This window comes from Geopseudomonas aromaticivorans (assembly GCF_019097855.1).
GTDB classification, from domain to species: Bacteria; Pseudomonadota; Gammaproteobacteria; order Pseudomonadales; family Pseudomonadaceae; genus Geopseudomonas; species Geopseudomonas aromaticivorans.
Genome location: NZ_JAHRGL010000001.1, coordinates 338,286 through 354,982 on the forward strand (window position 1 = coordinate 338,286; position 16,697 = coordinate 354,982).

At 67.4% G+C, this 16,697-nt stretch carries 17 protein-coding genes and 1 tRNA gene; 9 read left to right on the forward strand and 9 right to left on the reverse strand.

Going from position 1 to position 16,697, the window contains the following annotated elements; genetic code table 11:
• Position 1: 1 nt before the first annotated feature.
• Together trhO and KRX52_RS01540 are read right to left on the reverse strand one after the other, a co-directional pair.
• A complete protein-coding gene (gene trhO / locus KRX52_RS01535) occupies positions 2–934 on the reverse strand; it encodes an oxygen-dependent tRNA uridine(34) hydroxylase TrhO (protein ID WP_217679379.1) in 933 nt (310 codons plus the stop codon).
• A gap of 130 nt (positions 935–1,064) precedes the next feature.
• On the reverse strand, positions 1,065–1,379 hold the full coding sequence (locus KRX52_RS01540; protein WP_217679380.1) for a BolA family protein: 315 nt from the start codon (positions 1,377–1,379) through the stop codon (positions 1,065–1,067).
• Positions 1,380–1,541: 162 nt separating this feature from the next.
• Here KRX52_RS01540 and KRX52_RS01545 point away from each other — a divergent pair, with 162 nt between their 5' ends.
• Positions 1,542–2,936 (forward strand): class II fumarate hydratase, encoded by a 1,395-nt coding sequence (locus KRX52_RS01545; RefSeq protein WP_217679381.1) that lies wholly within the window; start codon positions 1,542–1,544, stop codon positions 2,934–2,936.
• A 3-nt stretch (positions 2,937–2,939) separates the two neighbouring features.
• Here the strand turns inward: KRX52_RS01545 and KRX52_RS01550 are convergent, their stop codons facing one another.
• Positions 2,940–3,878: a DMT family transporter gene (locus tag KRX52_RS01550; RefSeq protein WP_217679382.1), complete on the reverse strand. Its 939-nt coding sequence runs from the start codon at positions 3,876–3,878 to the stop codon at positions 2,940–2,942.
• A gap of 199 nt (positions 3,879–4,077) precedes the next feature.
• On the opposite strand from KRX52_RS01550, the gene KRX52_RS01555 reads away from it, so the two are divergent.
• Positions 4,078–4,284 (forward strand): DUF6316 family protein, encoded by a 207-nt coding sequence (locus tag KRX52_RS01555; RefSeq protein ID WP_217679383.1) that lies wholly within the window; start codon positions 4,078–4,080, stop codon positions 4,282–4,284.
• 13 nt (positions 4,285–4,297) lie between these two features.
• Here the strand turns inward: KRX52_RS01555 and pap are convergent, their stop codons facing one another.
• A complete protein-coding gene (gene pap, locus KRX52_RS01560) occupies positions 4,298–5,785 on the reverse strand; it encodes a polyphosphate:AMP phosphotransferase (RefSeq protein ID WP_217679384.1) in 1,488 nt (495 codons plus the stop codon).
• 127 nt (positions 5,786–5,912) lie between these two features.
• Here pap and mnmC point away from each other — a divergent pair, with 127 nt between their 5' ends.
• The 4 genes from mnmC to KRX52_RS01580 all read left to right on the forward strand — a co-directional run bounded on the left by mnmC (position 5,913) and on the right by KRX52_RS01580 (position 9,140).
• Positions 5,913–7,874: a bifunctional tRNA (5-methylaminomethyl-2-thiouridine)(34)-methyltransferase MnmC2/FAD-dependent 5-carboxymethylaminomethyl-2-thiouridine(34) oxidoreductase MnmC1 gene (gene mnmC / locus KRX52_RS01565; protein ID WP_217679385.1), complete on the forward strand. Its 1,962-nt coding sequence runs from the start codon at positions 5,913–5,915 to the stop codon at positions 7,872–7,874.
• A 139-nt stretch (positions 7,875–8,013) separates the two neighbouring features.
• Positions 8,014–8,568 (forward strand): Tll0287-like domain-containing protein, encoded by a 555-nt coding sequence (locus tag KRX52_RS01570; RefSeq protein ID WP_217679386.1) that lies wholly within the window; start codon positions 8,014–8,016, stop codon positions 8,566–8,568.
• Entirely contained in the window at positions 8,565–8,834 is a 270-nt protein-coding gene (locus KRX52_RS01575; protein ID WP_217679387.1) for a metal-sensing transcriptional repressor, read from the forward strand. The genes KRX52_RS01570 and KRX52_RS01575 overlap by 4 nt, the downstream gene beginning before the upstream one ends.
• Positions 8,835–8,909: 75 nt before the next feature.
• Positions 8,910–9,140 carry a YheU family protein gene (locus tag KRX52_RS01580; protein WP_217679388.1) on the forward strand — a complete coding sequence of 77 codons (231 nt, stop codon included), beginning with the start codon at positions 8,910–8,912 and terminating at the stop codon, positions 9,138–9,140.
• 15 nt (positions 9,141–9,155) lie between these two features.
• On the opposite strand, the gene KRX52_RS01585 is transcribed toward KRX52_RS01580, so the two are convergent.
• From KRX52_RS01585 to KRX52_RS01595, 3 genes are all read right to left on the reverse strand, one after another.
• On the reverse strand, positions 9,156–9,584 hold the full coding sequence (locus tag KRX52_RS01585; protein ID WP_217679389.1) for a hypothetical protein: 429 nt from the start codon (positions 9,582–9,584) through the stop codon (positions 9,156–9,158).
• A 156-nt stretch (positions 9,585–9,740) separates the two neighbouring features.
• Positions 9,741–11,399: a cation acetate symporter gene (locus tag KRX52_RS01590; protein WP_217679390.1), complete on the reverse strand. Its 1,659-nt coding sequence runs from the start codon at positions 11,397–11,399 to the stop codon at positions 9,741–9,743.
• The gene (locus tag KRX52_RS01595; RefSeq protein ID WP_217679391.1) at positions 11,399–11,716 is read right to left on the reverse strand and encodes a DUF485 domain-containing protein; all 318 of its coding nucleotides are present in this window, start codon (positions 11,714–11,716) and stop codon (positions 11,399–11,401) included. The genes KRX52_RS01590 and KRX52_RS01595 overlap by 1 nt, the downstream gene beginning before the upstream one ends.
• Positions 11,717–11,989: 273 nt before the next feature.
• Between KRX52_RS01595 and KRX52_RS01600 the strand changes: the two genes are divergently transcribed.
• The 3 genes from KRX52_RS01600 (at position 11,990) to KRX52_RS01610 (ending at position 15,241) form a co-directional block, all read left to right on the forward strand.
• Positions 11,990–12,214 carry a DUF2061 domain-containing protein gene (locus tag KRX52_RS01600; RefSeq protein WP_217679392.1) on the forward strand — a complete coding sequence of 75 codons (225 nt, stop codon included), beginning with the start codon at positions 11,990–11,992 and terminating at the stop codon, positions 12,212–12,214.
• Positions 12,215–12,325: 111 nt separating this feature from the next.
• Entirely contained in the window at positions 12,326–13,888 is a 1,563-nt protein-coding gene (locus KRX52_RS01605) for a glycoside hydrolase family 17 protein (RefSeq protein WP_217679393.1), read from the forward strand.
• Between the two features lie 159 nt (positions 13,889–14,047).
• Positions 14,048–15,241: a YbfB/YjiJ family MFS transporter gene (locus tag KRX52_RS01610; RefSeq protein ID WP_217679394.1), complete on the forward strand. Its 1,194-nt coding sequence runs from the start codon at positions 14,048–14,050 to the stop codon at positions 15,239–15,241.
• A gap of 79 nt (positions 15,242–15,320) precedes the next feature.
• Here KRX52_RS01610 and KRX52_RS01615 read toward each other — a convergent pair whose 3' ends face one another.
• Together KRX52_RS01615 and KRX52_RS01620 are read right to left on the reverse strand one after the other, a co-directional pair.
• Entirely contained in the window at positions 15,321–16,379 is a 1,059-nt protein-coding gene (locus tag KRX52_RS01615; RefSeq protein ID WP_217679395.1) for an extracellular solute-binding protein, read from the reverse strand.
• Between the two features lie 162 nt (positions 16,380–16,541).
• Positions 16,542–16,631 (reverse strand) — tRNA-Ser (locus tag KRX52_RS01620).
• Positions 16,632–16,697: the final 66 nt, after the last annotated feature.

Sequence of the window (16,697 nt, forward strand, 5' to 3'; positions counted from 1 at the left end):
GTCAGTCGGCCTGGCGCGGGTCGCGACCGATCGGGTGCGGCTGCTGGCGCGCGCGGGCCAGGTCGATCTGCTTCTGCCGCTCGCGGGCGCTGGCGCGGGTCCTCTCGCTCAGGCTGTCCCAGCAGTGCGGACAACTGATGCCCGGCACGTAGTGTTCGCTCTGGCGATCCGCCACCGACACCGGATTTCGGCAGGCATGGCACTGGTCGTAGTCACCCTCACTGAGATCGTGGCGCACGGTGACCCGGTTGTCGAACACGAAGCAGTCGCCGCGCCACAGGCTCTGCTGCTGCGGCACCTCCTCGAGGTACTTGAGAATGCCGCCCTTGAGGTGGAACACCTCGGCGAAGCCCTGGCCGAGCATGTAGCTGGAGGCCTTCTCGCAGCGGATGCCGCCGGTACAGAACATCGCCACCTTCTTGTGCTTCGCCGGGTCGAAGTGCTGCTGCACGTACTCCGGGAACTCGCGGAACGACTTGGTCTGCGGGTCGATGGCGCCCTCGAAGGTGCCGATGGCCACCTCGTAGTCGTTGCGCGTGTCGATCAGCAGCACTTCGGGGTCGGAGATCAGCGCATTCCAGTCCTGCGGCTCGACATAGGTGCCGACCGCCTGATTCGGGTCGACGCCGGGCACGCCGAGGGTGACGATCTCCTGCTTGAGCTTGACCTTGGTGCGGTAGAACGGCTGCTCGCTGCAGTACGATTCCTTGTGGTCGATGTCGACCAGGCGTGGATCGCTGTGCAGCCAGGCCAGCAGCGCGTCGATGGCGGCGCGGCTGCCGGACACGGTGCCGTTGATGCCCTCCGCTGCCAGCAGCAGGGTGCCCTTGACGCCGTTGTCCAGCATCGCCGCCAGCAGCGGCTCGCGCAGGGCGACGTAATCCTCGAGGGTGACGAACTTGTACAGCGCCGCCACCACGATGTTCTGACTCATGACGCTCTCCAGTGGTCGCTCGCGCAAGGAGCGGACCGGATCTTGAAGGTTCCAGAAACGACAACGCCGGCGGGAGCCGGCGCGGCGCGCATTCTAGCAAAGGCCCCGGCGCAAGCGCTGCGCCCGCCGCTCAGTGGGCGTGCCGGTCGTGCTTGCTGCCGCCCATGCAGGTCGGCGAAGCCGGCGCGGCGCCCTGTGCAGCCCACTCCTCGGGGGTGTAGGTATGCAGCGCCAGCGCATGGAAACTGCCCATCAGCGCGCCGAGGCTGGCATACACCTTCTGGTGGCGCTTGACCGCATTCAGCCCGGCAAACAGCGGGCTGACCACCACCGCCTTGAAATGGCTTTCCTGGCCACGGCTGTGCATGTGGCTCTCGTTGAGCACCTCGAGGTGCTGCGGCTCGAGGGCGGCCAGCGCCTGCTGGATCTGTTCCTGCATCGACATCGGTGTTCTCCGCAATGGTTCGGGCGGCGGCCCGGCAATGGAGCCATTCTGCGCACAACGTTACCGCCGCTCAAGCGCAGGACTGTCGCAGCGGCTGGACGGACGGCCGGGCGCGCCGCCGGCAGCGGCCTAGACTGGGGAAAACCCTGCGGAGACCGTCCGATGAGCCGTATCGAAACCGACAGCCTGGGTCCCATCGAGGTGGCGGCCGAGGCCTACTGGGGCGCCCAGACCCAGCGCTCGCTGATCAACTTCGCCATCGGCAGCGAGCGCATGCCGCTGGCGGTGATCCACGCCCTGGCGCTGATCAAGAAAGCCGCCGCGCGGGTCAATGCGCGCAGCGGCGATCTGCCGGCGGACATCGCCGCGCTGATCGAGCAGGCCGCCGACGAGGTGCTGGCCGGCCGGCACGACGACCAGTTCCCCCTGGTGGTGTGGCAGACCGGCAGCGGCACGCAGAGCAACATGAACGTCAACGAGGTGATCGCCGGACGCGCCAACGAGTTGGCCGGCCAGGGCCGCGGCGGCAAGCAGCCAGTGCACCCCAACGACCACGTCAACCGCGCACAGAGTTCCAACGACTGCTTCCCCACCGCCATGCATATCGCCGTGGTGCTGGCGGTGCACGAGCAGCTGCTGCCGGCGCTGCACGAGCTGCAGGGTGGTCTGCAGGAGCAGGCCACGCGGCATGCCGACCTGGTCAAGACCGGTCGTACCCACCTGATGGACGCCACGCCGATCACCTTCGGCCAGGAGCTGTCGGCCTTCGTCGCCCAGCTCGACCATGCCGACCGGGCCCTGCACGCCGCCTTGCCGGCGGTCTGCGAACTGGCCCAGGGCGGCACCGCCGTGGGCACCGGGCTGAATGCGCCGGAGGGCTTCGCCGCGGCCATGGCCCGCGAGCTGAGCGAACTGGCAGAGCAACTGTTCGTCAGCGCCCCCAACAAGTTCGCCGCCCTCGCCGGCCACGAGCCGCTGGTCGCCCTCTCCGGCGCGCTGAAGACCCTGGCGGTGGCGCTGATGAAGCTGGCCAACGACCTGCGCCTGCTCGGCTCCGGCCCGCGCGCCGGCTTCGCCGAGGTGCGCCTGCCGGCCAACGAGCCGGGCAGCTCGATCATGCCCGGCAAGGTCAACCCGACCCAGTGCGAGGCGCTGTCGATGCTCGCCTGCCAGGTGCTCGGCAACGACGCCACGGTGAGCTTCGCCGCCAGCCAGGGTCACCTGCAGCTCAACGTGTTCAAGCCGGTGATCGTGCACAACCTGCTGCAGTCGATCCGCCTGCTCGGCGACGGCTGCCGCAACTTCAACCAGCACTGCATCGCCGGCCTGGAGCCGGATGCCGCACGCATGGCCGAGCACCTGGAGCGCGGCCTGATGCTGGTCACCGCGCTCAACCCGCACATCGGCTACGACAAGGCGGCGCAGATCGCCAAGAAGGCCTACGCCGAGGGCACCAGCCTGCGCCAGGCGGCGCTGGCGCTGGGTTATCTCAGCAACGAGGACTTCGACGCCTGGGTGCGCCCGGAGCAGATGCTCGCGCCCGGCGCGCAAGGCTGAGTGTCAACGCCCGCGCCGGCGCTGCAGCAGGGTCGGCGCCAGCGCCACCAGCGACGAGCCGGCCGCCACCAGCAGGGCACCGGCATAGGCCAGGACGTTGAGATCCTCGGCCGCGATCAGCGCCGGCCACAGCGCGGCGGCCAGGGCCACCGAGCCCAGGGTCACCAACGGCGTCAGCGCCAGGGCGGCGCTGACCCGCGAGGCCTCCCAGTGCGCCAGCGCCTCGGCGAAGGCACCATAGGCCACCAGAGTGTTCAGACAGCAGGCCAGCAGCAGCCAGGCCTGCAGCGCGCTCAGCTCGAACAGCTGCGCCGGCCGCGCCCAGGGCGTCAGCAACGCAGCACAGGCCAGGTAGATAGCCATCATGATCTGCGCCGAACTCCACAGGGTGAGCAGCTGCTTCTGCGCCAGACCGTAGAACACCCAGGCCAGCGCCGAAGCGAGGATGGTCAGCACGCCGAGGGTATAGCTGCCGAGGCTGCCGAACAGTTCGTCCAGCCGCTGGTTGAAGAACAGGCCAAAGCCCAGCAGCAGCACCAGCAGGCCGACGCACTGACCAAGGCCGAAGGACTCGCGAAACACCAGCAGGCTGGCGAGCAGCAGCAGGATGGGCGCGACCTGGATGATCAACTGGGTAGTGGCGGCGCTGAGCCGTTCGAGGCCGAACATGTAGAGCACGTAGTTGGCCGCCAGCCCACCGATCGCCAGCAGCAGCAACCCGCGCCCGCCGCGCCCCAGCGGGCGCAAGGCCGGCAGGCGCCGACTGGCTGCCAGCCAGGCGAACAGCAGCAGTCCCGAACTGAACAGGCGGTACCAGGTGACCGTCACCGGATCCATGCTCTGCAGCACCAGTTTCAGCTGGATCGGCAACACGCCCCAGAGCAGCGTGGTCACCAGGGAAAGCGACAGGCCATACAGCCAGCGGCCGGAAGAGATGTGCATGGAAAGTCCATCGATTGAATGGGGAAGCCCGCGGAGCAGGCGCCATGGAACAGCAGACCCAGGGGACATGTTGCCGCGGAGCGAGCTGCTCACTTCGGCCATGGCGCAGCGCTGGTTGCCGCTGGTCGCGCGCCCCGTCCCTGTCGACAGGGCGGACTAGACTTCGGATGTCTATCCTTTTCTCGGGGGAGAACGGTCCATGTACGGAAAACGTCAGTACGATCCGGCACCCGCTACCTACTACCGTACCGATCGCATCAGCACGGTCAATGGCCAGTACTTCTTCGCCACCCGCGAAGGCACGCTGGAAGGGCCGTTCTTCACCCGCTTCGATGCCCAGCAGGGGGCCAGTCGCTATAGCCGGCTGCACTCCAGCAAGGTAGCGCCGTCGCCGCGACGCTTCTGAATAAGCAGCTTCATCACTTGCGTGCGAAGGCCGCCTCCAACGCCTCGTTGAGGGTGCGCAGCACCTTGACCCGGGCGAAACGCTTGTCGTTGGCCTCGATCAGCGTCCAGGGCGCGATCTCGGTACTGGTACGGTCGACCATGTCGTTCACCGCATCGACGTATTGCGTCCACTTGTCGCGGTTGCGCCAGTCGTCCTCGGTGATCTTGAAGCGCTTGAACGCGGTCTTCTCGCGCTCCTGGAAGCGCTCCAGCTGGGTCTGCTGGTCGATGGCCATCCAGAACTTCACCAGCACCACGCCGGCGTCGGTGAGCTGCTCCTCGAAGTCGTTGATCTCGCTGTAGGCACGCAGCCAGTCGGCCTGCGAGCAGTAGCCCTCGACCCGCTCCACCAGCACCCGGCCGTACCAGGAGCGGTCGAACATGGTGAAGCGCCCGCGTGCCGGGATGTGCCGCCAGAAGCGCCACAGGTAGGGCTGGGCCTGTTCCTCCTCGGTCGGCGCCGCTACCGGCACGATATGGTACTGGCGCGGGTCCAGCGCCCCGGTCACCCGGCGGATCGCCCCGCCCTTGCCCGCCGCGTCGTTGCCCTCGAATACGGCCAGTAACGCATGGCGGCGCATGCGCTTGTCGCGCAGCAGCCGGGCCAGACGCGCCTGCTCGGCCACCAGCTGCTGCTGGTAGCTGTCCTTGTCCAGGGTCTGGGTCATGTCCAGGCTGTCGACCAGCCCGCGATTGTCGATGCTGGCCGCCACCGGCGCGGCATGGGGCTGGCGCCTGGGGCGCTCCTCGAGGCGCAGCGCCGCCTGCAGGCCCTCGAGCAGGATGCGCCCGACGGTGAGGCAGCGATAGCGCTCGTCGCCGCCCTCGACCACGTACCAGGGCGCGTAGTCGCGGCTGGTCCGCCGCAGCACCCGCTCGCCGTAGCGCACGAAGTCGTCGTAGGTCTTCGACTGTTGCCAGTCCAGCGGGCTGATCCGCCAACTGTGCAGCGGGTCGTCCTGCAGGGTCTTGAGTCGGGCCTTCATCTGCCGCTTCGACAGGTGCAGCCAGAACTTGAAGATCAGCGCGCCCTCGTCGCAGAGCATGCGCTCGAAGCGCACGGTAGTGCCGATGGCCTGGTCGAGCTGGGCATCGTCGATGCGCTGGTGCACCCGCCCCTGCAGCATCTGGCTGTACCAGTTGCCGAAGAACACGCCGGTACGCCCCTTGGGCGGCAGGCGCCGCCAGTAGCGCCAGAACGGCGGCCGCGCCAGCTCCTCGTCGGTCTGCTGGTCGAAGGTCTCGACCTGGATCAGGCGCGGGTCCATCCACTCGTTGAGCAGCTTGACCGTCTCGCCCTTGCCGGCCCCCTCGATGCCGTTGAGCAGGATGATGACCGGAAAGCGCGCCTGCTGGCGCAGCTCGAACTGCGCCTCGAGCAGCGCCTCGCGCAACGCGGGCACGGCGGCGTCGTAGGTTTCCTTGTCGATCTGGTGGCCGATTTCGGCGGATTCGAACATGCGGGCTCTCCCTGGCGATAGCTGCAGCCTAGCCGATCGCCGGGGGTGGCACGCAAGGGTTTTGCCTGCCGGCAGCGGTCGATCGGCTAGAATGGCCGCCCCTTTACCCTTTGCCGCCCCCGTACCGATGACCGAACAAGCGCACGCCCAGATCGACTGGGACGAACAGGGCCAGCCGCTGTCCCGCACCTTTGGCGACGTGTACTTCTCGCGCACCTCGGGCGTCGAGGAATGCCGCTACGTGTTCCTCGCCCACAACCACCTGGCCGAGCGCTTCGCCGCCCTGCCCGCCGACGGGCGCCTGGTGATCGGCGAGACCGGCTTCGGCACCGGGCTCAACTTCCTCTGCGCCTGGCAGCTGTTCGAGCAAACGGCGCCGGACACCGCCCACCTGCACTTCGTCAGCGCGGAGAAGTATCCGCTGACCCGCCGCGACCTCGAGCGCGCCCTGGCCCTGTGGCCGGAACTCGCGCCGCAGGCCGGGCAGCTGCTGGCGCACTACGTGGCGGTGCACGAGGGCTTCCAGCGCTTCGTCTTCGCCGGCGGGCGAGTGGTCCTCACCCTGCTGGTGGGGGACGTGCTCGACACCCTGCCGCAGCTGGATGCCCGCATCGAGGCCTGGTTCCTCGACGGCTTTTCGCCGGCGAAGAACCCGCAGATGTGGACGCCCGAACTGTTCGCCCAGCTCGCCCGCCTGTCGGCGCCCGGCGCGACCCTCGCCACCTTCGCCAGTACCGGCTTTGTCCGCCGCGGACTGATCGAGGCGGGCTTCGCCATGGCCCGGGTCAAAGGCTTCGAGCACAAGTGGGAGATGCTGGCCGGCGCCTTTCTCGGCGCGCCGCCGGCCGGCGGCAAACCCTGGTACGCCCGCCCGCCGCGGCCCAGCGGCCCGCGCGCAGCGCTGGTGATCGGCGGCGGCCTGGCCGGCTGCGCCACGGCCAGCAGCCTGGCCGAGCGCGGCTGGCAGGTCACCCTGATCGAGCGCCACGCCGAGCTGGCCATGGAAGCCTCGGGCAATCCGCAGGGCGTGCTCTACCTCAAGCTGTCGGCCCACCGCACCGCCTTGTCGAAGCTGGTGGTGAGCGGTTTCGGCCACACCCGGCGCCAGCTCGAACGCCTGCAGGCCGGTAGCGACTGGAGCGCCTGTGGCGTGCTGCAACTGGCCTTCGATGCCAAGGAAGCCGAGCGCCAGGCGCGCCTGGCCGGTGCCTTCCCCGCCGACCTGCTGCGTGCTGTGGACGCCAGCGAAGCCTCGCAACTGGCCGGTCTGCCACTCGAGCACGGAGGCCTGTGGTACGCCGAAGCCGGCTGGGTGCACCCGCCGGCGCTGTGCCGACAACTGGCCAGCCACCCGAACATCCGCGTGCTGCGCAGCGCCGAAGCGCTCGACCTGCAACGCGTCGACGGCCAGTGGCAGGCCTGCCAGGGCAACCGCCTGCTGGCCGCCGCCCCGGTCGCCGTGCTGTGCACCGCCAGCGAGGTGCGCCAGTTCGCCGTCACCGCGCACCTCAAGCTCAAGCGCATCCGCGGCCAGATCACCCGCCTGCCCGCCACCGCCGCCAGCCGCCGCGTGCAGACCGTGCTGTGCGCCGAGGGCTACGTCGCCCCGCCACGCGGCAATGAGCACACCCTGGGCGCCAGCTTCAACTTCCAGCGTGAAGACCTCGACCTGTGCCCGGACGAGCATGCCGACAACCTCGGCATGCTCCGGCAGATCTCGCCCGCGCTGGGCGAAGCCTTGGACATCGAGCACCTCGACCCGACGCAGCTGCAAGGCCGCGCCGCCTTTCGCAGCACCAGCCCGGACTACCTGCCGCTGATCGGCCCCGTGGTGGATGCGCAAGCGTTCAACGCCGCCTACGCCGGCCTGGCCAAGGACGCCAGTCGGCGCATCGACACCCCGGCGCCGTGGCTCGAGGGGCTGTACGTCAACTGCGGGCACGGCTCGCGCGGCCTGATCACCGCGCCGCTGTCCGGCGAACTGCTGGCGGCCTGGCTGGACGACGAAGCGCTGCCGCTGCCGCGCGCCGTCGCCGAGGCCTGCCATCCCAGCCGCTTCCTGCTGCGCGAGTTGATCCGCGGGCGCTGACGGCCGCTCCGCGGCGCCCTCTGCGTAACAGCGGGCGGGATGTCGACATGACCTTGGCGTCCTTCGGGGGATTGCTTTGCCTGCAACGCCTGCAGATACTCCCACAGGTATCCAAGGAAACTTCGCCAGGAGCTCTGTCATGCGCATCGCCACTCTCGTCCTGCTCGCCACGCTCGGCAGTCAGGCTGTCGCCGCCGACACCCAACAGCTCGCCGCCGAAGGCGCTGCGCTGATTCCGCCGTTCCAGCAGCAGCTGCTGGAGACTGTCAAGGCCGCCATGCAGAGCGGCGGCCCGGTCAAGGCGGTCGAGGCCTGCCAACTGCTCGCCCCGCAGATCACCAGCCAGCACAGCAAGGCGCCCTGGACCGTCGGCCGCACCGCGCTGAAACTGCGCAATCCGGCCAATGCCCCGGATGCCTGGGAGCGCCAGGTGCTGGAGCAATTTGCCGCCCGCGCCGCCGCCGGCGAGCCGATCGCCGAACTCAAGCACGCCGAGATTGTTGATGGCGAATTCCGCCTGATGAAAGCCATTCCCACCGGCGAACCCTGCCTGGCCTGCCATGGCCAGCAGATCAAGCCGGAGCTGGCTGCGGTGATCGACCAGCGCTATCCGCAGGATCAGGCCCGCGGCTTCGCCCTCGGCGAGTTGCGCGGTGCCTTCACGTTGCGGCGCGCATTGGCCGACCAGCCATGACCGGTGCGCCCCAAGCCCCCCAGCAGGACGCCATGCTCAAGCGCCTGGCGCGCATCGAAGGCCAGGTCCGCGGCCTGCAGGCGATGATCCGCCGCGGCGAGGACTGCGAGGCGATCGCCCAGCAGTTCGCCGCGGCACGCAAGGCGCTGGATCGCGCCTACCAGGAACTGCTCGCCTGCCTGCTGGAAGAAGCCGTGCTCGATCCGCAGCAGGACAGCCGCGCCACCCTGGCGCGGGTGCGCACCATCTTCACCAAGTACACCTGAGTCGACGACGCGGCCAGGGATAGCCAGCCAGCGGCACGGATGCCAGGATCGCCACCCGTTTTGCCGAGACCCCTCATGCTGATTCCCCACGCGCTGCTCGAAGCCGAGACCCTGACCCGCCTGATCGAGGACTTCGTCACCCGCGAAGGCACCGACAATGGCGACGACACGCCGCTGACCACCCGCGTCGCGCGGGTCCGCCACGCCCTCGAGCGCGGCGAGGCGGTGATCGTCTTCGAACCGGACAGCCAGCAGTGCCAGCTGATGTTGCGCCGCGACGTGCCGGCCGAATGGCTGACTGACTGACCGCCTCCGATCTGCTCAGCCGCGCAGGCTACCCTCGTGCTCCCAGGCGCAACGCATGCGCAGCACGCCTTCGCCCGGCTGATGGAAACCCTGCTCGCTTTCCCAGCGAAACGTGTGAAAGCCGCGCAGTTCGGTATCCAGATGCACCACCGCACTCGACCAGTACAGGCGCCCGAGCAGCGTCTCGAACTGCTGCAGCCAGGTCGCCCACTCGTACTCCACCGCGCGGTAGCTGGCGCCGAAATGAATCACCTGGGTCTGGTACAGCCCTTCTCCCTCGAAACGGCAGAACGAGAACATCTGCCGGCTGAGCAGCGGCAACCCACCCAGCCCCGGCAGCTGGTCGAGCATCTGGCGGTTGTGCGCGCGGCGCTGGCGCCGGGCTGACGGCTCACCGTCCGGACAGTCGCGGATGCAGCCATAAACGATGGATTCGGGGTCCACGCGGACACTCCTGAAAGGACAGGCCCGCCTTCTATCACAGCAGGCAGCGCCGGGAAAGGAACTGCCGCAAGACTCGCACCCTCGGCAGTCGGCACCCATAAAAAAAGGGGCAGCCCGAAGGCTGCCCCTTTTTCGACGGTCGATTGACCCTATTGCTTAGTGCGCTACGGCACCGGTAGCACCCAGGCCAGTCTGCGAACGCACGAACTGCGGGAAGAAACGCTCGCGCTCTTCGCTGGCCATCTTGGACTTGTCGGTGATCGAGAAGAACCAGATACCAATGAAGGCAACGGTGACCGAGAACAGCGCCGGGTAGGAGTACGGGAAGATCGCCTGGGCGTTGCCCAGAACCTGAACCCATACGGTCGGGCTGAGGATGGTCAGCACCAGCGCGGTGAACAGACCCAGAGCACCACCGAACAGCGCGCCACGGGTGGTCAGGTTCTTCCAGTACATGGAGAGGAACAGGACCGGGAAGTTGCAGCTGGCGGCGATGGAGAAGGCCAGACCCACCATGAAGGCGATGTTCTGCTTCTCGAAGGCGATACCGAGCAGGATCGCAACCACACCCAGAGTCAGGGTAGTGATCTTGGTCACGCGCATCTCGTCCTCTTCCTTGGCCTTGCCCTTCTTGATCACGCAGGCGTACAGGTCGTGGGACACGGCCGAGGCGCCAGCCAGGGTCAGACCGGCAACCACCGCCAGGATGGTGGCGAAGGCCACGGCGGAGATGAAGCCGAGGAACAGGTTGCCGCCAACGGCGTTGGCCAGGTGGATGGCCACCATGTTGGTGCCGCCGATGATGGCGCCAGTAGCGTCCTTGTACTCAGGGTTGGTGCTGACCAGCAGGATCGCGCCGAAGCCGATGATGAAGGTCAGGATGTAGAAGTAACCGATGAAGCCAGTAGCGTAGAACACGCTCTTGCGGGCTTCCTTGGCGTCAGACACGGTGAAGAAGCGCATCAGGATGTGCGGCAGACCAGCAGTACCGAACATCAGGGCCAGACCCAGGGAGATCGCGGAGACCGGATCGGTCACCAGGCCGCCCGGGCTCATGATTGCAGCGCCCTTGGTGTGGATCTTCACAGCTTCGGAGAACAGGGTACCGAAGTCGAAGCCAACACCCTTCATCACCATCAGCGCCATGAAGCTGGCACCGGACAGCAGCAGGACTGCCTTGATGATCTGCACCCAGGTGGTAGCCAGCATGCCGCCGAACAGCACGTAGCAGACCATCAGCACGCCGACCAGGATCACCGCGACATAGTAGTCGAGACCGAACAGCAGCTGGATCAGCTTGCCGGCACCCACCATCTGGGCGATCAGGTAGAAGGCCACTACGGTCAGCGAGCCGAGAGCCGACAGGATGCGGATCTGGGTCTGGCCAAGACGGTAGGAGGCTACGTCGGAGAAGGTGAACTTGCCCAGGTTGCGCAGGCGCTCAGCCATCAGGAACAGGATCAGCGGCCAGCCGACCAGGAAGCCGATGGAGTAGATCAGACCGTCGTAACCGCTGGTGAACACCAGGGCGGAAATACCCAGGAAGGACGCCGCGGACATGTAGTCACCGGCGATCGCCAGGCCGTTCTGGAAGCCGGTGATGCTGCCGCCGGCGGTGTAGTAGTCGGCGGTGGAGGTGTTGCGCTTGGCCGCCCACTTGGTGATACCCATCGTCAGCGCGATGAAGATCACGAACATGGTGATGGCGGTCCAGTTGGTCGCCTGCTTTTGGACTTCGCCGGTCAGGGCTTCGCCTGCCAGCAACATCGGGGAGGCTGCCAGCAAGGCGGCAGCGGTCAGGAAACGAGCAATCATTATTTTTGGGCCTCGTTCAGGATTTCCTGGTTGATGCGGTCGAACTCGCCGTTGGCGCGTTGCACGTAGACACCGGTCAGCGCGATGGCCAAGAAGATCAGGCCCAGGCCAGCCGGGATACCCCAGGTGGTGACGGTATCCGGACCGAGCGGAATGCCCAGTACCTTGGGATCGAAGGCGATCAGCAGAATGAAGGCGAAGTAGGCTGCCAGCATGATGATCGAGAGCATCCAGGCAAAGCGGCCGCGCTTGGCGACCAGCTCCTGGAAGCGTGGGTTGGCATAGATCTGCCGGTACACGTTTTCATTGTTGTTCATTATTAGTCTCCACGTCTGTCGAGCCTCCCAATGGGCGGCATGTACGTTACTTTAGGGGGCGGCATGGCGAATACCAGACGACTTTAGTCGCCCCCGCATGCCCGTCCTTGACAGCCCGCGCCACTGCCGGAGTTCTGGCGAGCCAGCAGCAGCATGCCAATAGACCGACGCTATCCCCGCTATCGACGCCCGCAATTTCACTGCGGAGCATGAGCCGGCCAGAATTCCCACAAGAGAAAACCATTCTCAGCTGCGAGTACACGGAGGCGTGCCATGCTCAAGACCCTGACCTTCACTCTGATGCACTTCTGCATTGCCTTCGCCGTGACCTACGCGCTGACCGACAGCGTGACTGTCGGCGGACTGGTCGCGACCGTCGAACCGCTGTGCAATGCCGTGGGCTTCTTCTTCCACGACAAGCTGTGGAAACGCCTGGAACAGCACCCAACAGTCGGGCGCGAGCCCGCCCGGCAGCGCTGGCAACACCGGCACGCCTGAGTGCTGCCGGTGGCTATCTTCGGCCAGTCCCGTGACAGAATGAGCGCGCCTCTGGCGCGCACGGGGTCGGCTCTTTAATATCCGCGGCCTCGACCTTCAACCTGCGCCGCCATGACCTCCCAGCCCCGCTCCATTCTGACCTACTGCTGCACCCTGCTCGCCACCCTGCTCGCCCTGCTCGGGCTCTGGTATGGCCTGGGCCGCGAACAGCCCCTGCCCGACCCGCAACTGGCCAACGGCAAGCTGCAATGCGCCTCCTACAGCCCGTTCGACCATGACCAGTCGCCGTTCAACAAGCCGCTGAACATCCGCCGGGAACGCGTGGAGGCCGACGTGGCCCTGCTCGCCCAGCGCTTCAACTGCCTGCGCACCTATTCGGTGACCGGCCTCGAATACCTGCCCGACATCGCCCGCCGCCACGGCATCAAGCTGATGATCGGTGCCTGGGTCAGCCGCGCCCCCAAGGCCACGCGCAAGGAAATCGAACTGCTGGTGAAGACCGCCAACGCCCATCCGGACGTGGTGACTGCGGTGATCGTCGGCAACGAGGCGCTGCTGCGCCGGGAAATCACCGCCAAGCGCCTGAGCGCGCTGATCCGCGAAGTGAAGTCGCGGGTCAGCCAGCCGGTAACCTACGCCGACGTCTGGGAGTTCTGGCTGCGCCACCCCGAGATGGCCCCGGCGGTCGACTTCATCACCATCCACCTGCTGCCCTACTGGGAAGACGATCCGACCGGCATCGATGGCGCCCTCACCGAGGTCAAGCAGGTGCACGAGAAGTTCGAGCGCCTGTACGCCCCCAAACCGATCTTCGTCGGTGAAACCGGCTGGCCGAGCGAAGGCCGCCAGCGCGAGGACGCCCTGCCCAGCCGCGTCAACGAGGCACGCTTCATCCGCGGCGTCATCGACATGGCCGAACAGAACGGCTGGCAGTACAACCTGATCGAGGCCTTCGACCAGCCCTGGAAGCGCATCAGCGAGGGCACGGTCGGCGGCTACTGGGGCCTGTTCGACGCCTACCGCGCCGACAAGGGCGTGCTCGCCGGCCCGGTGTCCAATCTGCCGCTGTGGCGCAACTGGCTGGGGGTGAGCGCCCTGCTGCTGGCTGCCGGCCTGCTGCTCGGCGGTCTCCCGCGCGCGCGCCGCAACGCCTGGGCATTGCCGCTGCTCGCCGGCATCGCCGCCGGCAGCAGCGCCTTGTGGGCACAGCAGATGACCCTCGACAGCCGCCATGCCGGCGAATGGCTGTGGAACGGCGCCTTGCTGACGCTCAACCTGCTGGTGGCCGCCCGTGCCCTGCTGCAGCTCAATCCGCCGGCGGCGGGCTGGCGTGCACAGCTTGCTGCCTGGCTGGAGACCCGTGCCAACTGGTGGCTGCTGGCTGCCGGCCTGGCTGGCGCCTGGCTGATGCTGGCCCTGGTGTTCGACCCGCGCTATCGCAGCTTCCCCACCTTCGCCCTGCTGCTGCCGGCACTGACCTTCCTGCGCTGGCCGGCGCACGGCCCGCGCGACGAGCTCGGCCTGCTGGCGGTACTGATCGCGCTCGGCCTGCCGGTGATGCTCTGGCAGGAAACCCTATCCAACGCCCAGGCACTGGGCTGGGGCGCCGTCAGTCTGCTGCTGCTGATCGCCTTGTGGCGTTGCCGGCGCCCGGCGCTGCAACAGCGCGCGTGAACCACCAGGCCCGGCCGCCTCCGCGACCGGGCCTTAGCCCACGACTTCCCCTGCGGCTATTGCCCGTCGGCAGGCCGCCCCGATAAGCTGCCGTGGGCGCCCTCTTGCCCGCGCGGCACGCGGCAACAGCCCTCAACGACCCACCGCCAAGGACTGCCCATGACTGCCTCCCCCCAGCCAGCCCTGCTGCCAGTCCTGCTTGCCGGCGCACTGATCCTCCTGGTCGTGCACACCCTCGGGCGCTTCATCTACACGCCACTGCTGCCCTGGCTGGTGGAGGACGGCCTGCTGACCCTCAGACAGGGCTCGGAGATCGCCAGCTGGAACTATCTCGGCTATCTGCTCGGTGCGCTGCTGGCCATTCGCTGGCACCGCCTGTCGCAGATCCGCCGCTGCCTGCCCTGGGGCCTGTTGCTGCACGCAGTGACCACCCTGCTGCAGACCCAGGCCAGCGATCCCGATGCCCTAGCCGCGCTGCGCCTGCTCAACGGCCTCAGCAACGGCCTGGTGTTCGTCCAGACCCCGGCGCTGATTCTCGAGTGGCTGGCCCGGCACAATCGCGCCGGCGCCAGCGGTCTGGTCTACCTCGGCGTCGGCGCCGGTTTGCTACTCTCCAGCGCCATGGTCAGCGCCAGCGCCGGCTGGCTGCACGGCGCCGCGCGCTGGTGGCCGGCCGCCCTGCTCAGCCTGCCGCTGGCCTGGTGGGGTTGGCGGCAGCTGGCGCAACTGGACACCCCGGAGCATCCCCCCCAGGCCGGGCATATCGCGCCCTCCGGACGCCTGCTGGATCGGCGCAGCATAACGCTGTTCCTGTCCTATGCCGGCGCCGGCATGGGCTACATCCTGCCGATGACCTTCCTGCCGATGCTCGCCCGGCTGCAGCTCCCTCCCGGCAGCTTTCTGGTCGGCGGCAGCTGGTTGCTGGTGGCGCTGGCCACTCTGGGTGCGCCCTGGCTGTGGAATCGCCTGGGCGGGCGCCTCGGTGACAAGCGCGCCCTGCAGATCAACTACCTGGTGCAGTTGGCCGGCGTGCTGGCCGCCCTGCTGCTACCAGGAGCCAGCGGCATCCTGCTCTGCGCCCTGCTGGTCGGCAGCACCTTCCTCGGCACCGTGTTGCTCACCCAGCGCCTCGGCCGCAGCCTGCAACCCCATCAGGGGCCACGCATCTCCGCGGCGCTGATCGCCCTCTACAGCGTTGCCCAGCTGGCCGCGCCCTGGCTCACCAGCCAGTGGCTGGGCCACGGCGGCAGCCTGCACAGCGCCTTCTGGCTGGGAGCCGGCGCACTGTTGTGGGGATTCGCATGGATGTTCGCGGTAGCGGAGCGCCCGGCAGAAACTCCGCCGCCGCGTTAAGCCACCCCGGCAGCCCTCCCTGCCGGAGCAGGACTGCCAGTCGCCGAACCACCCCCGCCCGCCCTGAGGCGGCCTCCCGCTATCGACGCGCCGCCGGCTGCCCCGCCTGCACCGCCGGCCAGGCCGCATCGATCAGCTTGGCTACCCCGTCCCTCGGCGCCTGATAGCCGAACATGCCGGCGGACAGCTCGGCGGCCTGGAAATTGTCGTCGCTGGCTTCGAGCTCTGCGCGCGCCTTGAGGTTGGGAGTCTGGTAATGGGTGAATCGGGCGATCTGCGCAGCCACTTCCGGGCGCAGCATGTAGCGGATGAAGGCTTGCGCGCCCTGCGGATTCTGCGCCGCCTTGGGAATCGTCAGGATATCGACGAATACCAGCGCGCCTTCCTCCGGCTGCAGGAACTTCACCGGCAGCCCCTGCGCCGCGGCCGCCAGCGCGTCGCCGGCCCAGGCCATGCTCACGCAGGCCTTGCCGGCGCTAAGATCGTCGACGTAGCGCGTGCTGTCCACGTAACGGTAATGCGGGCGCAGTTCGCGCAGATAGGCCAGCGCGCGCGCGGCGTAGTTCTCGCCGACGCTGCCCAACGCACGCCCCTGATAGTTCACCAGCAGGCTGAGAACATCGTTCGGTGAGTCCAGCAGGGTGACGCCACAGGAGGACAGCTTCTGCAGCAATGCCTTGTCGAACACCAGCCCCCAGGTATTGGGCACCGGCCCACCCAGTGCGGCCTCGGCCTGGGGCACGTTGACGGCCAGACCGATACTGCCCCACAGGTAGGGCACGCCGTACACCCTGGCCGGGTCGGCCGCCGACAGGCGCCGAAGGATCAGCGGCTCCAGGGCCTCGAAGCCGGGCAGCGTCGCGGCCGCATAAGGCTGCAGCATGCCTTCACCGATCAGCTTGCCGAAATTGTCGGTCGAGGGAACGATGACATCCAGCTGCTCGCCCTTGTGTAGCAGCTCGTAGACTTCATGGTCTTCATCGTAGGTTTGGTAGTTGACCTTGATGCCGGTTTCCTTGGTGAAGGACTCCAGCACCTGCGGATCGATGTAATCGTTCCAGTTGGCAACGTTGATCGACTCGGCATGGACGGAGAAAACCGAAAGCGCCAGCAGGGGCGCGGTAATCCACTTGTTCACGATGCGTGCTTCCATTCGTTGGTGTTGACTGGCTGAAGACGGGAGCCCCCCAAGTCACCACGACACTACGCCGGACACCCCGCAACATCCAGCGCACCGGGGCGGATCAGCAAACGCCAGAAACGCGAAAGCCCCGATAAACGGGGCTTTCGCGTTTTAATATGGCGGGGAGATAGGGATTCGAACCCTAGGTGCCCTCGCGGACACAACGGATTTCGAATCCGTCCCGTTCGACCACTCCGGCATCTCCCCAAGTCGGCGCGCATCATACCAGCTAAGATCCGTTTGGCAAAACCCCTTGTGAGGATTTTTTCGCGC

Bases quoted from the DNA above. Each gene is read 5' to 3' on its own strand.
- trhO (WP_217679379.1), bottom strand. From the start codon at position 934: ATGAGTCAGAACATCGTGGTGGCGGCGCTGTACAAGTTCGTCACCCTC.
- KRX52_RS01540 (WP_217679380.1), bottom strand. From the start codon at position 1,379: ATGTCGATGCAGGAACAGATCCAGCAGGCGCTGGCCGCCCTCGAGCCG.
- KRX52_RS01545 (WP_217679381.1), top strand. From the start codon at position 1,542: ATGAGCCGTATCGAAACCGACAGCCTGGGTCCCATCGAGGTGGCGGCC.
- KRX52_RS01550 (WP_217679382.1), bottom strand. From the start codon at position 3,878: ATGCACATCTCTTCCGGCCGCTGGCTGTATGGCCTGTCGCTTTCCCTG.
- KRX52_RS01555 (WP_217679383.1), top strand. From the start codon at position 4,078: ATGTACGGAAAACGTCAGTACGATCCGGCACCCGCTACCTACTACCGT.
- pap (WP_217679384.1), bottom strand. From the start codon at position 5,785: ATGTTCGAATCCGCCGAAATCGGCCACCAGATCGACAAGGAAACCTAC.
- mnmC (WP_217679385.1), top strand. From the start codon at position 5,913: ATGACCGAACAAGCGCACGCCCAGATCGACTGGGACGAACAGGGCCAG.
- KRX52_RS01570 (WP_217679386.1), top strand. From the start codon at position 8,014: ATGCGCATCGCCACTCTCGTCCTGCTCGCCACGCTCGGCAGTCAGGCT.
- KRX52_RS01575 (WP_217679387.1), top strand. From the start codon at position 8,565: ATGACCGGTGCGCCCCAAGCCCCCCAGCAGGACGCCATGCTCAAGCGC.
- KRX52_RS01580 (WP_217679388.1), top strand. From the start codon at position 8,910: ATGCTGATTCCCCACGCGCTGCTCGAAGCCGAGACCCTGACCCGCCTG.
- KRX52_RS01590 (WP_217679390.1), bottom strand. From the start codon at position 11,399: ATGATTGCTCGTTTCCTGACCGCTGCCGCCTTGCTGGCAGCCTCCCCG.
- KRX52_RS01595 (WP_217679391.1), bottom strand. From the start codon at position 11,716: ATGAACAACAATGAAAACGTGTACCGGCAGATCTATGCCAACCCACGC.
- KRX52_RS01600 (WP_217679392.1), top strand. From the start codon at position 11,990: ATGCTCAAGACCCTGACCTTCACTCTGATGCACTTCTGCATTGCCTTC.
- KRX52_RS01605 (WP_217679393.1), top strand. From the start codon at position 12,326: ATGACCTCCCAGCCCCGCTCCATTCTGACCTACTGCTGCACCCTGCTC.
- KRX52_RS01610 (WP_217679394.1), top strand. From the start codon at position 14,048: ATGACTGCCTCCCCCCAGCCAGCCCTGCTGCCAGTCCTGCTTGCCGGC.